13 protein-coding genes are annotated in these 15,272 nt (G+C 41.1%); 3 read left to right on the top strand and 10 right to left on the bottom strand.

Annotation, left to right across the window (positions count from 1 at the left end):
* Nucleotides 1–130: 130 nt before the first annotated feature.
* Nucleotides 131–1,084 (bottom strand): AEC family transporter, encoded by a 954-nt coding sequence (locus BUB05_RS09920; protein WP_073049453.1) that lies wholly within the window; start codon nucleotides 1,082–1,084, stop codon nucleotides 131–133.
* A gap of 85 nt (nucleotides 1,085–1,169) precedes the next feature.
* On the opposite strand from BUB05_RS09920, the gene BUB05_RS09915 reads away from it, so the two are divergent.
* A complete protein-coding gene (locus BUB05_RS09915; protein WP_073049452.1) occupies nucleotides 1,170–1,526 on the top strand; it encodes a PilZ domain-containing protein in 357 nt (118 codons plus the stop codon).
* 174 nt (nucleotides 1,527–1,700) lie between these two features.
* Here the strand turns inward: BUB05_RS09915 and BUB05_RS09910 are convergent, their stop codons facing one another.
* The 6 genes from BUB05_RS09910 to BUB05_RS09885 form a co-directional block, all read right to left on the bottom strand.
* Nucleotides 1,701–1,961, bottom strand: coding sequence for a hypothetical protein (locus tag BUB05_RS09910; protein WP_073049451.1), 261 nt, complete (start codon nucleotides 1,959–1,961; stop codon nucleotides 1,701–1,703).
* A 99-nt stretch (nucleotides 1,962–2,060) separates the two neighbouring features.
* Complete coding sequence (locus tag BUB05_RS09905) at nucleotides 2,061–3,644, bottom strand: BCCT family transporter (protein ID WP_073049450.1); 1,584 nt, start codon at nucleotides 3,642–3,644, stop codon at nucleotides 2,061–2,063.
* 226 nt (nucleotides 3,645–3,870) lie between these two features.
* Complete coding sequence (locus tag BUB05_RS09900; RefSeq protein WP_073049449.1) at nucleotides 3,871–5,058, bottom strand: CaiB/BaiF CoA transferase family protein; 1,188 nt, start codon at nucleotides 5,056–5,058, stop codon at nucleotides 3,871–3,873.
* A complete protein-coding gene (locus tag BUB05_RS09895) occupies nucleotides 5,055–6,263 on the bottom strand; it encodes a CaiB/BaiF CoA transferase family protein (RefSeq protein WP_073049448.1) in 1,209 nt (402 codons plus the stop codon). The genes BUB05_RS09900 and BUB05_RS09895 overlap by 4 nt, the downstream gene beginning before the upstream one ends.
* Before the next feature lie 13 nt (nucleotides 6,264–6,276).
* Nucleotides 6,277–7,299, bottom strand: a complete 1,023-nt coding sequence (locus BUB05_RS09890; RefSeq protein ID WP_073049447.1) for a ketopantoate reductase family protein — start codon at nucleotides 7,297–7,299, stop codon at nucleotides 6,277–6,279.
* Between the two features lie 12 nt (nucleotides 7,300–7,311).
* Nucleotides 7,312–8,235: a beta-keto acid cleavage family enzyme gene (locus BUB05_RS09885; RefSeq protein WP_342747097.1), complete on the bottom strand. Its 924-nt coding sequence runs from the start codon at nucleotides 8,233–8,235 to the stop codon at nucleotides 7,312–7,314.
* Between the two features lie 491 nt (nucleotides 8,236–8,726).
* Here BUB05_RS09885 and BUB05_RS09880 point away from each other — a divergent pair, with 491 nt between their 5' ends.
* Together BUB05_RS09880 and BUB05_RS09875 are read left to right on the top strand one after the other, a co-directional pair.
* The gene (locus BUB05_RS09880; protein ID WP_073049446.1) at nucleotides 8,727–10,088 is read left to right on the top strand and encodes a sigma-54 interaction domain-containing protein; all 1,362 of its coding nucleotides are present in this window, start codon (nucleotides 8,727–8,729) and stop codon (nucleotides 10,086–10,088) included.
* 406 nt (nucleotides 10,089–10,494) lie between these two features.
* Nucleotides 10,495–11,685, top strand: coding sequence for an MFS transporter (locus tag BUB05_RS09875; RefSeq protein ID WP_073049445.1), 1,191 nt, complete (start codon nucleotides 10,495–10,497; stop codon nucleotides 11,683–11,685).
* Between the two features lie 49 nt (nucleotides 11,686–11,734).
* Here BUB05_RS09875 and BUB05_RS09870 read toward each other — a convergent pair whose 3' ends face one another.
* The 3 genes from BUB05_RS09870 to BUB05_RS09860 form a co-directional block, all read right to left on the bottom strand.
* Nucleotides 11,735–13,000: an L-cysteine desulfidase family protein gene (locus BUB05_RS09870; RefSeq protein ID WP_073049444.1), complete on the bottom strand. Its 1,266-nt coding sequence runs from the start codon at nucleotides 12,998–13,000 to the stop codon at nucleotides 11,735–11,737.
* Between the two features lie 157 nt (nucleotides 13,001–13,157).
* Nucleotides 13,158–13,664 (bottom strand): L-2-amino-thiazoline-4-carboxylic acid hydrolase, encoded by a 507-nt coding sequence (locus tag BUB05_RS09865; protein ID WP_073049443.1) that lies wholly within the window; start codon nucleotides 13,662–13,664, stop codon nucleotides 13,158–13,160.
* Between the two features lie 24 nt (nucleotides 13,665–13,688).
* Nucleotides 13,689–15,017, bottom strand: a complete 1,329-nt coding sequence (locus tag BUB05_RS09860; protein ID WP_245819845.1) for a hypothetical protein — start codon at nucleotides 15,015–15,017, stop codon at nucleotides 13,689–13,691.
* Between the last annotated feature and the right edge of the window lie 255 nt (nucleotides 15,018–15,272).

Genomic DNA, 15,272 nt, shown 5'->3' with positions numbered 1-15,272 from the left:
GGACATCGAATCCTTCGAATTATCTGACGTTCAAATGAATGTTAATTCCCAGATGCCGGAATTATCTTGAACGTCATGTAATAAAAAAGTGTACAGATACATTATATATTTGTGCACCATGTTTGTAAAACTAAAATAGTCCCAGGTATTTGAGCACTGAAATTCCTGTGAAAATCGTTATGAAAGAAATGGTTGTACTTATTACTACTATGTTTGACGCCAGAGTTTCGTTGCTGTTCATTGCCTTTGCCATTATGAATGAGCTTGCTGCCGTAGGTGTTGCAAAAACAATGAACATAACACCCAGGGTATGGTCCCTGAAGCCTAGAGCGACTGCCAAAGCCGTAAAGAGCAGGGGTTTCAGTATTGTCTTTATTGCTACAGCCGTCAACATGGGTTTCCTGTATCCAATATCTATGTTGACAGAAAACATGGACCCAATGTTTATTAGAGCAAGAGGAGTGGCAATGCCCTTCAACAAGGAAAGGGTGTTGTTAGCAAAAACAGGGATGGGAATATTCATGGTCTTGAATATGAAACCTGTCATTATTCCAATAATCAACGGGTTTCTTGCAATATTCCCTATAATTCCTCCAATATTGATTTCCTTGTTGTTTGGGTTGTAAATCGTAAGTATAACCACAGCAAGTATGTTGTATAGTGGTATTACAAACACTGCCAGAAGACTCATCTTCAGCATTGCAATATCTCCGAAAAGGTTCTCGATTATTACATAGCCTATTATTACATAGTTGCTTCTATAGGCTCCCTGTACAAAGGCTCCTTTTGTCTTGCTGTCCCACTTGGATTTCTTTGCAATGTAAAACGCAGCAAAGAATGTAGCCAAAAGGCATCCGCAGGTAACTATTAGAAATTCCCAGGTATCCATATCGAAATTGAATTCCGTCTTTGAATTTACCGTATTGTAAAACATTGCAGCCGGAAGTGCCACCTTGAATACCAGGGTGGAGCTTTTGGATACGAAATCTTCATCAGCCAGTCCCGTTTTTTTCAAAATATATCCTATTACTATCATCACCAATACAGGAAACAATACATTTGTGCTTAAAATAAAATATTCCATTTGATTTCCTTCCTCTAATCATGATATCCTTATTATAGCAAAAGCATATATAAGAAGACAGCAGTTTTTGATTGAAGGTGATAAAATGTTTGAAAAAAGAAAGCTTTCCAGAGTTCTTTTCTGTACAGACGCCGAAATTAAAAATTCATCATACGAGTACAAGGGACAGGTTACAGACCTCAGCTTGAAAAGCGCATTCATCAAAACTTCCAGTCTGGAAATGCTTCAGGAAAGAGATCCAATCAGGCTCAAGCTCCTTATGTCGGGAGTATCAACCAATTCCTACATCGAAATCGAAGGGGAAATACAAAGACTTGACGATGAAGGCATAGCTGTGAAATTCAATTCGATGGATATCGATTCCTTTATATATCTAAAGAATATAGTCGCATACAACGATGGAGACCACCAGAAAATTGTTGCAGAATATCTTGAGTTGTGACATATTGACTTTCACAAACCACAAAAAAGACTGCCTCCCTACAGACAGTCTTTTTTCGAGTTAAATTTAGCTAAAAGTATTTCAATTTCTTTGATAACCATATTATAAGTGATAGGTGCATTCATAACAAGTACGCACTTTTTTGTTATATAGTATCGAATTGGAAACCGACTGTCAATTGTTTTCAGCTGTACTGAAAATCTCATCCTTGTATCTTTTTGATTTCCTTGAAATTGTAGCCTGGCTCACTTCAAGGATTTTTGCCGCCTTATAGGTGCTTCCAACCTTGTCCATGACTTTGGTTATCAGCTCCCTTTCCACCAATTGCTTGGCCTCCTTCAGGGACATCATCCTGTTTATTCTAATATCTATATCAATCTCAAAATTCTCCAAAGGTTCATCAGCAGAATCTTCGACTATATTATCTATTTTCACAAAATCATTCCTTATCAAGTATTTTCAGTCTGTCTATAAAATTATAGACGAAGGTTGCAGCCCTTTCAGCCTGCAACTCATCGTTAATGTCATATTAATCTATTTGCCCATCTTATCAACTTTCACGTAGTCTTCAGATATCACTTGCAGGTGAGGCTTGTCTTCATCCAGCCATCTCTTGAAGGATACAACCGCTACTCCTACGAAGAAAAGTATGGGGAATGCAACAACAAGGGATGCCGTCTTGATAGGCACCAATCCGCCTATGTTCATTACTACAAGGGCTACTGTACCCAGCATCAGGGCCCAGAACATCCTGTTCCACCATGTTGGCTCCTCACCCTTCTTAAGGTCCTTGGATGCAACAGTAGCCATACAGTATGCAGAAGAGTCGATTGTAGTTGCCGAATACACAAATCCTATGAATACGAATATCAGCAATATAATCTGCTTTCCTGGAAGCACCATTAGGGAACCTACCACTGCAGCAAAGTCTCCCTGAGTCTTGGCTGTCTCTATGAAGGCATATGTTCCTGACAGTTCATTGAAGAGTGCGTTGTTGCCAAGTATTGCAAAGAACAGTGCACATCCCAGGGATCCGCCTATGAGAACTCCAAGTCCTACTTCTCTGAAGGTTCTTCCCCTTGAAACCCTTGCTATGAATATTCCCATGTATGGTGCATATGCAAAGTACCATGCCCAGTAGAATACTGTCCACCACTGTGGGAACATGCTTCCGCCGATTGCATCCGTATAAAATGCCATTCTGAAGAAGTTTGTTGTCATGTATCCCATGCTGTTTGTGAAGTTGTTTATCATGAAGAAAGTAGGTCCTACAATGAACACAAAACTGCAAAGCGCAAGAACAAGAATGATGTTTATATCACTAAGCATCTTGATGCCCTTCTTGAGACCAAGTGTAACTGAAGTTGTAAACAATGCAGTCCAGATTACAACGACCCATATATCTACTGTAAAGGTATGTGGAACATTAAGCAGTCTGCTTACTGATTCCGCTAGCATTGGTGTTCCTGAACCAAGTGAAGTTGCATTTGCTCCCAGAAGTCCGAAGATCAATAGGAAGTCTATGAATTTACCAAGAAGTCCCTTTGCATTCTTCTCGCCGATAACTCCTGAACATGCCGTAGAGAATCTCATTGAATCGGCACCTCTGTTCCAGTATGCATATCCTATAGGGAAAGCCATGATGCAGTATATTGCCCATCCGATGATACCCCAGTGAAACAAGGGATAAGCAGATGCAACCTCGGCAGCCTCTGTCGTCAGTGCTTCAACTCCCAGCGGCGGTGAAACATAGTAGTAGTACCATTCCTTTGATGCCCATGCCAAGAGCGAAGTTCCTATTCCTGAACAGAAGAACATTGCAAGCCAGCTGAATGTATTGAATTCCTTTATCGCGTCAGGTCCGCCGAACTTGACATCCTTGTACTTTCCAAATGAAAGCCAGGCAATAACTGCTGTTACAATCAATGCACCCCATATGTATACCCATCCCAGCTGGTCTGTCATGAAGTTGAAGATATTCTGCAATACACCGCCCATTGATTCTTCAAAGACAACCATTACAACTATAAGTATTGCTATTAGGGACGCTGCTCCCCAGAACAACTGCTTGTCAACAGCTGCATTTAAAGGCTTGTTGTTTTCATTTTTTTGTGACATATAAATCCTCCATCACTATCATTTTTTATTTAAAAATCAATTTAACCTATGTATCCCAAATAAGAGATCAAACATAATTACATATAATATTCCTGATAACCATTCTGCCAATACTTATTGTCTTATGTAGAATCATGATAGCAACAACTATATTTTACCATATTTTCACCACCTAGTCTTTATATTGAATAATAAGTTGATTCGATTCATTTATTAATTGATAAAACTAAGAAATCACTCCCGACTTCCTAAGTTCATCTATTTCCTTGTCCGTAAAGCCATGTTCTCTTAGAATATAATCATTGTCCTCCCCTAGCCCTGATGCGCCCCTTCTGATTTCAGCAGGTGTACTTTCAAGCTTCATTGGGTTTCCAACAGCCCTGTACCTTCCCACAGTCTTGTCATCAATCTCTACAAGCATTTCCCTATCTTTTATCTGCTGGTGGTTCATTATCTCTTCAACAGACATGACAGGTGCACTGGGTATCTTGTCTGCAGAAAAGGCTTCAGAAAGTTCATCCTTGGTCTTATCTATCATGAATCCCCTGATTATGGAATCTATTTCCAGGAAGTTTTTACATCTCAGGGCATTTGTTGCAAATCTTGGGTCATCTATTAGTTCAGTCCTACCCATAACTTCGCAGAACTTGTACCAGCCCTTCTCACCTGCAAGACCTACTGAAAAGTATCCGTCCCTGCATTCATATACGTCGTAGGGCACCAGAGTTGCAGCATCGTTGTTTCCGCATCTGGTAACCTTCTTCCCCAACATGGAGTTGAAAAGTATTGGACTTTCAAGTATGGACACCATGGAATCAAGCATTGAAACGTCTATCCGCTGCCCCTTTTCAGTGTTAAGCTTGTCTATATATGCCATGAGTATTCCTATTGTGGTGTTCAGCCCTGCCATGGAATCTGCTATGGCCGGTCCCGCCTTTACAGGTGGCAGGTCCGGGAATCCAGTCATATCCATAATCCCGCTCATTGCCTGAATGACATTGTCAAAGGCAGGATATGATTTCATTGGACCAGTCTGACCGTACCCGGAAACCGATGCATAAATTATTTCAGGATTGACCTTTATTACATCCTCATAGCCAAATCCCAGTTTCTCCATCGTCCCGGGCTTTGAAGACTCCACGAGGATATCAGCTTCCTCTATGAGCTTCATTATGGTTTTATAACCCTTTTCAGATTTGAAGTCCACTTCAAGACTGTATTTGTTTCTGTTTATTGCGGCATAATAGCCGCTTTCATCCTCAACCATGGGTTCCCAATATCTGCTTATGTCTCCTATTCCCCTTCTTTCAATCTTTATTACCTCGGCACCAAAATCCGCTAGCTGAAGTGTGCAGAATGGACCGGGATAAGCCTGGGTGAAATCTATTACCTTTACTCCATTCAAAATGCTCACAACTTCACCTCCTCTGTTGTCTCAATGATGCCAGTCTGTGAAAGGCTCGATATATCGTCATCGGAGTATCCAATCTTGCGCAAATAGTATCCGGTATCTTCACCCCTAAGAGGTGCTGCCGTTTCAATGCTTCCAGGAGTTCTTGACAGCTTTATTACAGGTCCCGGATATCTGATTTTCCCAAGCTTCTTGTCCTCAACTTCCCTGATGACTTTCCTCTCTGCTATCTGCTCATTTTCCATGGCTTCTCCCACAGTTCTTACAGCGCTTGCCGAAACTCCAGTTCCGTTCAGTTTATCTTCGATTTCAAATTTCGACATTGAAGAAAACGCATTCTCAAGATCCGGCTTAAGATACTCGTAATAGTTCTTATCCCTTGATTCATTGGTATGATATCTCTCATCGTTCAAAAGGTTTTGCAGTTCAAGAACTTCACAAAAGGACCTCCATTGCTTTTCAGTGGAAACTGCCACAGTCACATAACCGTCCCTGGTTTTCAATGTATCGTAGGGCGCCATTGACGGATATGCATTTCCTGATCTGCTTCCACAGCTTCCCTTGAACTCACAGGTTGCCTGAGCTTCCTCAAGAACTGAAAACAGACTGTCAAGAATAGCAATGTCAACCTTCTGACCCTTGCCTGTCTTCATCTTGTTAATTATGGCAAGGTTGACAGCGGCAGCCATATACATGCCGCTGAGATGGTCCCCGAAGGCCGCTCCCACCCTTGTGGGAGGCCCGTCAGGAAAACCTGTCCTGTCCATAATGCCGCTCATTGCCTGAAGATGTATGTCAAGACCGATCTTGTCCTTCATTACACCTGTCTGTCCAAATCCGTTGAGAGAGGCATATATTATTTCGGGATTGACTGCTTTCAGGGTTTCATAGTCTAATCCCATCCTTTCCATGCTTCCCAGCTTGAAGTTTTCACAAACAACATCGGCATCCTTTATCAGTCTGTATATTATTTCTTTTCCTTCCTTTTCAAAGGCATTCAGTGCAATGCTCTTCTTATTCCTGTTAAGGAAGGCATAGTACCCACTGTCCTCGCCGACCATAGGCTCCCAGTATCTTGCAAGGTCTCCTACACCGGCTCTTTCAATTTTAATCACCTCGGCCCCATAGTCTGCAAGAATCATTGTTGCCAGACTTCCTGCATGGGCCTGGGTAAAGTCTATGACTTTTATTCCTCTTAATGGCTTCATGATTACTCCTAAACTAAATTAGTCTCCTGAATTCTTCAAGGTTGCTCCATGCATTTGAAAGGTCCATTTCCTTGTCCTGGAGCTTCGTTACAACCTCCACGATTTTCCTGTTGAAGGGGACCTCCACTCCTGCTTCATCCGCCATCCTTACTGTTTCTCCATTTATGTTGTTTATTTCACACTTCTTGCCGTTTCTGATATCCTGAAGCATGCTGGCAATCTGTCCCCTGTACGGTGAATAAACCTCTTTCCAATATGCCTTTACCTTCTCCTTTTCATATTCATTGGTGAAGCATACCCTCTCAGGACTTGGCAACAATCCGAAAAGCTCTACAGGTGTAACTCCCTGAGCTTCCACCACCCTTGCACACTCCATTCCTATGTGTGCTATACAGTCCATCGCCATGTCATCATCAAGTATTTCACCCACAGAACAACCCAGAGCTGTCTGAAAACCGCTGAAGGTGGAATTGTCGGAAAGCTTTGTCCACCTTACACCCTTAAGGTTTTCAGTGATTTCAACATGGCCGATTTTTCCCAGCACTTCCTTCACTTCCAATACCTTGTCCGTAACAGGTCCCAGATAGCTTCCGAAAGAAACTCCAAGGGTATCTGCATCGGAGGCAAGTTTTGTCACTCCAGGACCAATGAAGGTACCTGAAAACTCCATTCCTCCCCCCATGAGGTTTTCTTCTGGGAACACCTTCTTTGATTTTTCCTCAGGCATTCCATTCTGAAGTGTGAGTATTACTGTATTCTCATGGGTGCAGGGCTTTATGTTTTCAAGAGACTCAATCAAACCACCGTGCTTCGTTATTGATATGACCAGATCGTAAAGGCCGCTTACCTCTTCCGGCAAAACCGCCTTGACGGGAATTGTCTTTTCAATTCCTCCGATAATTTTCGCACCGTTTTTGTTAAGCGCCTCCACATGTTCCCTGTAGCTATCCACAAGTTCGACATCATATCCTTTTTCTGTCAACAGGGAGCCGATTATTGTCCCCATTGCTCCTGCTCCAACTAATGCTATTCTCATTATTAAACCGCCTTATTGTCTATTGATTGAAACTTCTTTAAATTGTGGTTTTTGCTTGATCAGGCCAAATGCATCCCTTGCTTCCTGAGGAGTCATGATGCTTCCTCCCAGACTTTCAACTATTGACTTTCCTTTTTCAACAAGCTGCCCATTGGTTGCAAATTCACCCTTTGAAATGTAAATGTTGTCCTCAAGTCCAACCCTTACATTTCCACCCATAAGATACATGAGAGCAAGCATTGGAAACTCCTCTCTGCCTATTCCAAATCCTGCCCAGTGGTGTCCTTCTGGAACCAGGTCTCTCATTGCCGCTACCGCCAATGTTGTAGACTTGACACCGTAAGGTATGCCTACACAAAGCTGGAACATTGTGTTCTTTGGAAGAAGTCCCTCCTTCAAGAGATCGCTTGCCTGCCACATGAATCCAAGGTCGAATGCTTCAATTTCAGGAGTTACGCCTGTTCCCTGGATCAGTTTTGCCGATTCCCTGAGCTGCTCGTAGGTTGCTATGTATAGTAGGTTCTGTCCCCAGTTGATGCTTCCGCAGTCAAGTGTACAGATTTCAGGTCTGCATCTTAGGATGTGCTCCATTCTCTCTGCAGGTGTTATCATGTCTGATCCCGGTCCAGGCATCAACGGGTTCTCCTTGTCCGGTGTCCAGTCTCCACCCATTCCTGTTGTTATGTTTATACAGACATCAACATCGGCATCTCTTATGAGCCTTACAGTCTCCTGATATAGTTCCAGTTCCCTGCAAGGATCTCCAGTCTTTGGGTCCCTGACATGCATGTGTACAACTGAAGCTCCTGCCTTGGTAGCTTCAACTGCTGCTGCCGCTATTTCCTTCGGAGATTTCGGTACATTGGGATGCTTTAGATGTGAATCTCCCGATCCTGTAAGGGCGCATGTAAGCGCCACCTTCTTCTTCATTTCCATTTAATCGTCCTCCTGATATATCTGTGAATTCTATACAATCATTAAATTTTTCAATTGAATTCCATGTCAATCATAAATGCAATTAGCGTGCCAATTTCTAATCATTTCATAAAACATGACATTCAGATCAACCAAAACTGCAATGCCAAAGAGGAATATCAAAGCTTTCAATTCAGCGATATCAAAGCTTTTATAGATTATTGACATCAAACTTCCCCTGATAGTCAAATTCCACACTATCATCATTACCTAAAAAACATTATCTTGAACTCCATAATTTTGAGGTGATTCCAACTCAAAACTGCAAATACAAAAATCGTTTTCAACTCGCTTGTCAAGAAAATGACAAAAAATAATTAAATACACAAGCGTCATTATTCACTAATATCTTCACCCGGAAATTCAATTTGCATTCATCATATATTTAAGGTAATATTGTGTTATTAAACTTGGCAATAGTATTGGAATAATAATTCATTAGAGGTGATTCGATGGGCGAGGACAAGAAAATATACGGTTTCGATTTTCCGACATTCTTCAATCTTATAGACAATATGTATGATGAAATATACATTACGGACAACAACTACAAGCTGCTCTATGTCAACAAAGCCTGTGCACGCCACTATGGAGCAACTCAGGACGAGATGATCGGCAAAACCTCTCTTGATTTTTCCAGGGAGGAATGGTGGGGTCCAAGCTTCCTCACCCCCATGTACGAGGACAAGAAGGCCTATGGGGCAAGACAGACCCTCGCAAACGGCATGGAAGTCCTGACCATTGCAATTCCAATATTCGACAAGGACAACAACATAGAATATGTGATAATGAACGTAAGGGACGATGTTAAGGAAATAGATCTGTACAATGACCAAATCGATTCCGAATTCTCCATAGGATCCACGCAATCCAACAAGTATATCTTCAAGAGCAAGGCAATGAAAAAGATATATTCACTGGCTACGAAAATAAGCAAGGTTGATGCCACCTGTATAATAACAGGAGAAACAGGAGTTGGAAAAACCCACCTTGCCAATCATATGCATCTTTCAAGTCCGAGAAAGGACAAGCCATTCATCCCGGTAAACTGTGCCAGCCTTCCAAGCGAGCTCATAGAGTCGGAACTCTTCGGTTACGCCAAGGGGGCCTTCACAGGAGCAAGCCACTCCGGCAAGAAAGGTCTGGTGTCAATGGCCGATGGCGGCACCCTCCTACTTGATGAAATATCGGAACTCCCCCTTTCGGCACAGGCAAAGATCCTTCACATGGTTCAGGAAAAAGAGTTCATTCCCGTAGGAGAAACCACTCCCGTAAAAGTTGATGTGAGGATTATAGCCGCTACAAACAAGTCATTGAAGAGTCTTGTTGAACTGGGGCATTTCCGCGAGGACCTGTATTACAGGCTAAATGTAGTGGAGCTGTACATACCTCCCCTTAGAAAGCGTACGGAAGACATTCCACATCTTGTATCACATTTCCTGTCTGAATTTTCAGACAAGTACAATACCAACAGACAGATATCCGACAGGGCACTTGAAGTGCTTTTGCGACACGAGTGGAGAGGCAACATAAGGGAGCTGCGACATGTCATCGAAAGGCTTGTACTTACTTCAGATACTGTAGTCATAGGTCTTAACCAGCTTCCCATATCAATGTTCAGCATTGAAGGGCAGGCTGAACAGCATGACGAAGATGATGAAGACTTCTCATTCGATGAAAAGACAAGTGCCTACGAAGGCTATCTCATAAGGAAGGCATATGAAAAGTACAAGACATCAAGAAAGGTGGCAGAACACCTTCAATTGAGTCAAACCAGGGCAAGCAAGCTTATACGCAAGTATGTGAAGAATTAACCGGACATTCAAAAAGGTTTAGAGTCGAATTCGACTCTAAACCTTTTTTCATTATTTTTTGACTTGCCAAACATTATCTGTTATCATAAACCTATAAATTCATGAGAGGAATGCTATGAGTAAAACACTTGTTGTTTCACAATATTTGAATAGACAACCCGTAGCTGCGGCCGGAATCGTACATGGCTCAGATTCTGTAAACAGGATAGGTGCGTCTATTTTTAATATGTTAAAACAAGTATAGTTTTCTGATTCAATAATTGATATCAAGCTCGGAAGGCTCTGCTTTCCGAGCTTTTCTTATTTGTATATGACATTAATGATAATTCGAAGAACTCGATGTACTGAGAATTATATTTATAGGAAACTACTACTGTCAAAAATTCATTTCACAACGGAGGAAATCATGAATTACTACAAAAAACTTGAAAAAAATCTGAACAAAAACTTTTTATATATACTGCTATCGAATTTCCATCTCACCCATGGGGTGTGGATGCTTTACCTTGCGTACAAGGGGCTGAACCTTTTTCAAATAGGAATCATGGAATCTATTTTCCACATAACATCATTCCTCATGGAAATACCTACAGGAATGGTTGCCGATGTTTTCGGGAGAAGGGTGTCAAGATACATGGGAAGGCTGCTGGCAGTAGTGAGCACCTTCATAATGCTGATGGCAAACAGCGTCTATCTCTTCGCCTTGAGCTTCATATTCTCAGCCCTCAGCTATAACCTTGAATCAGGAGCGGGAGATGCTCTTATATACGACAGCCTGAAGGAGCTTGACAAGGAAGGCGAATACACCAAATATAAGGGGAGATTTGAAATATTCTTTCAGCTTGCATCCATGGGATCCCTCCTGGCAGGAGGATACATTGCCACATTGGACTACAGCCTGGTGTACAAGATATCACTGTTCATTGGCGTCATAACTCTTATTCAGAGTTTTTCCTTTTCCGAACCGAGGATAGGACTTGCCGACAGGGAAAAGACGGCATACCTTACATTCCTGAAACAGCTAAAAAACAGTCTTCGCATAGTAAGGGAAAATCCCGTCATAGCCTTTGTGATCATTTTCATGAATCTTTTCAGCACCATGTTCACCACTGAGTTTTTCTATCTTCAGAACTATCAGAAGGCTATAGGTAACACCGAGTTTCAGATAGGATTGATTTTGGCGGCAGGTTCCCTTGCATCTGCAATTACGGCATCAAAGGCATACAAAATAGAAAAAAGATATTCATTGAAGAACATCCTTGTATTTCTGTCCATACTGTCTGCAATCTGCTTCTGGGGAATGACAATAGAGGACATCATGTGGCTCATGTTCATATTCTTGAGCGCTACAGAAAGCATCATATACATAATGGTCAACAACTATCTAAACAGCCTCATACCGTCACAGCAGAGGGCCACCATACTGTCCTTCGATTCGATGGCATTCAGCTTCTTCATGATTTCGTTTTTCCCCATATTCGGAAGGATAGGGGACAGCTTTGGACTTGCCATATCATTCAGGATTACCGCAAGTATAGCTACCGTCATACTCGGAGTATTTGTAATGCTGATGTTCAAAAAAACAAATAATAAATAGCATCAAAAGAAAAGATGGCTCGCGCCATCTTTTCTTCTTTACATATCGTTTAACTAAGCATTATCTTTAGAATTTCAACATCCGTTTCCTTCATTCCGTCCTGGGCCAATTTGCCGACACTTCTTATGGTTTCTTCAATATCATTCTTGATGATTCCATCACCGGAATCGAAAACTCTGCCTTTCATGGACATTGAATGACCAATCAATGCAGCATCTACAGAAGATGAAACTTTAGCTGCACAAGAAGCTTTGGCTCCGTCGCAAACAATGCCTGAAGTATTTCCCAGCGTATTTATTATTGTGTTACATATGTTTGTAAAACTTCCTCCATGCAAATATGTAATGGCAGCACCACTTCCACATGCAGCACTTACCGCTCCACAATATGCAGAAAGCTTTCCGATTTTTGATTTTATATGAATTGAAACAAGATTGCTTACAACAAGAGCCCTATAAAGCTTTTCCTTGGAAACATTCAATTCATTTGCATATTCGATGACCGGCAATGAGACTGTCAATCCCTGGTTCCCACTTCCAGAGTTCACTACAACAGGCATGTTACATCCACTCATCCGCGCATCAGCTGCTGCAGCCGCTCTTGCCTTTGCTCTAATAGCTACACCTTCTCCACAAGTTTCAATCAAGGTTTTTCCAACACTGGTACCATATTTGTTTCTAAGTCCTTCATTTGAAATATCCATATTGCATTTTATTTGCCTGTCTATCATTTCCGACACATCACTTATTTCAACACTTTCTGCAAATTCAAGTATTCCCCTGACACTGAGGAATTCATCCATAGCAACCGCTATTGTCTCACAGCTGTTTCTGCAGCTATATTCAATGCATTCATTCTTTTCAATATGAACAATGTTTGTATGTCCGTCTTGAATCTCTATCAGAGAATATTCATCGCCATGACATGCTTTTACAGAAATCTTTAAATCAGCTTTGCAATTTAATATTTCAATTTTGCAGAAATCACTGCTCTTCAACCTGTTCAGTTCATCAATATGCTTTTTATCAACACTAGCCAACACTTCCAGTTTTCTGTCCGCTTCACCAGCCACTGCACCGAGAATAGCTGCTACAGCAATGCCTTTTTGACCATTGGAATTCGGTACAGTAACACTTTTTGCATTTTTTATTACATTTCCGCTACATCCAACAATTATCCTATCAGGAAAACATCCCAGTTTCTTGACTGCAACGGCGCTGCAATAGGCAATTGCTATAGGTTCTGTGCAACCAAGGGCCGGTATCAATTCCTTCCTCAACAGGTTTATATATTTATTATATATTTCTCTTTCCATTAAAGCCTCTTTCCTTCCTTACCCGCATAATTCCAAAGCTTAAAGGAATTTTGCATTTTCAACTTTCCTATGCTGCCAAAAAAACCAATATTTTTTAGGGGTGGGGATAAATATTGGGCTTTTACAATCGACTGTTTGCTGGTGATTACTTCTATTTTTAGTCTTTCTTTCTATAGAAACTCACTTCACATACATCATGACCTTCTGCTATGGTTTTTCCCAACTCGAATTCAAATTCATCGAATCTGCTTTCAATTCCTCTGTCTCCGCACATCGCTATGTCGCATAAAGTTTCAAGGAATTCTCCTTCAAACCCCAAAGACTGCCATGCCGTTACCAGCGGACAATGTCCGTATTCAAGTTTTAAGACATTTTCAGTAATTTCCTTAACCTCTATTTCAAAAATATTTCTTATGTCTTCTGTAAAGAATGTATTTCCAAAAGATACCAAACTGCCCTGTACATCCATTCTATCCTTGATTCCATCTCCGTGGATGAATCCCGTCTTTCTTACAGCTTCTCTTCCCAAAGTCTCCCAGTCCAGTCCTTTGTCCTTTGCTTCCTTGAGTATGAGTCCCATCCACATGCCTCTGTGAATTATTGCATTCCTAATTTTGTTTACTTCCGCATTGTCAGTATTTTTTGGTTGATTTACTTTACACATAATGTGTCCTCCTGATTTTATTTTTTAGAAAAACAGACTTACAAAAAGTCCAGCTATTATTACCGATCCTGAAGTTGCGCTTACAAATCCCGATACCAAGGTCTTTGGAAGGAAATGCTCTAGCAGCAACTCATATTCATTATCATTATCCGACAAAAGTTTTGCAGCTTCATTGCTTAAAACATAACTTGCCGGAAATCCTCCTGCAATGGAACCCAAACCTATGGCAAAGGCCATTGATTTGCTCAATCCGATTTTTTTACCAATAGGTATTGAAAGCAGGGCTATACCTATTGTAGCCAGTACGATTAATATGATGAAGTTGATGATTATTGATTTTAAAACTTCGATTGTTACACTGCTTAATCCTGCAAATACGAACATCATGATTATAGTTATAAACAAACCAAAGCTTCTGGATGTTTCCAAAGGTTTTCTTTCTATGAATCCTGTTTCGGCAGCAAGAACACCTACCAATAGTGCAAATACATATTTGGAAACAACCCCATTTGTCAGATTCTGCAGATATCCTGATATAACTACAAGTACAAGTGTTTTCAACAGTATTATATAATCCGTCTTGTATTGACCTGATGTTTCAGGAAATATCCTGAGACTCGATTTAGTCTCTTTCTTGTCCTTTTTCCCGCCGTTTATATCTTCCAGGGAAATCTCTCCGGTTCTGTATCTTGTCAGTACATTCTTGCCCTCAATCTTAAGGCATAGATTAATAAGGGGGAATCCAACAAATCCCTGCAAAACATACATTGCCATTGCTATTACGACAAGGTATTCATTTCCTTCCACTGCTCCCTGCATGATAATTGCAGACACCAGGCCTCCTGTCAGCGGAGGAGTCGCCGTAGCAGCCACTTCTGTTCCAACAAGCAATCTTCCCACTGTCATTACCATAAGGCAGACACCAGCCATGCCAGCCAAGGTAACCACAACGGTTTTCCATTGAGCTACTAATTCATCCTTGTCCAACATTGTTCCAAGATGGGTGACCATAATCATAACAAACAGTCCCGGCATGGATTTGCCTATACCGCTTATCTCCAGTATGTCCTTCGGAAAAATTGTCCAAAATCCTATTATGAAGATTCCCGCAGTAATGAAAATCGAAGGAATTGCCGCTTTAGTCCTTATGGAAACAACTTCTCCAATGGCAAGGGCTGCAAGCATCAGCATGAATGCTTCCGAAGCATTGAGACTGTATTCTCCCATTATATTCTTATAGATTGTAAAATAACCCAATAATGAAGCTATTACAACTATAATGACTAAATATAACGATGAATCTTTCTTTGTCATTATTGCTCCTTTTGTTTTCTTCTCTAAATTCTGTTCCAATTAAACTACCTCCTATAAATTCCACCCAACACTCTGATCTCGCCTATTTCTTCACCTCCTTCAAGCGAGATTCTTTTCCATCTGCAATAATATAATTGCAAATCGCGTGCCAAGTTTGATTTATATTTTGTAGTTCCCATGAAACCCTTGAAATTTCAACAAATATCAATCACTTAGAGAAAATTGGAATTTTTTCAATATCCATATCCCTATCATTTTGATAGAAATGTCGCTGTGTTCACCTATCATTTTGAT

The sequence above is a fragment of the Dethiosulfatibacter aminovorans DSM 17477 genome (genome assembly GCF_900142005.1).
Classification (GTDB): Bacteria; Bacillota; Clostridia; order Tissierellales; family Dethiosulfatibacteraceae; genus Dethiosulfatibacter; species Dethiosulfatibacter aminovorans.
The sequence above is the reverse complement of the archived record's forward strand: the minus strand, read 5'-3'. Positions and strand labels throughout refer to the sequence as shown.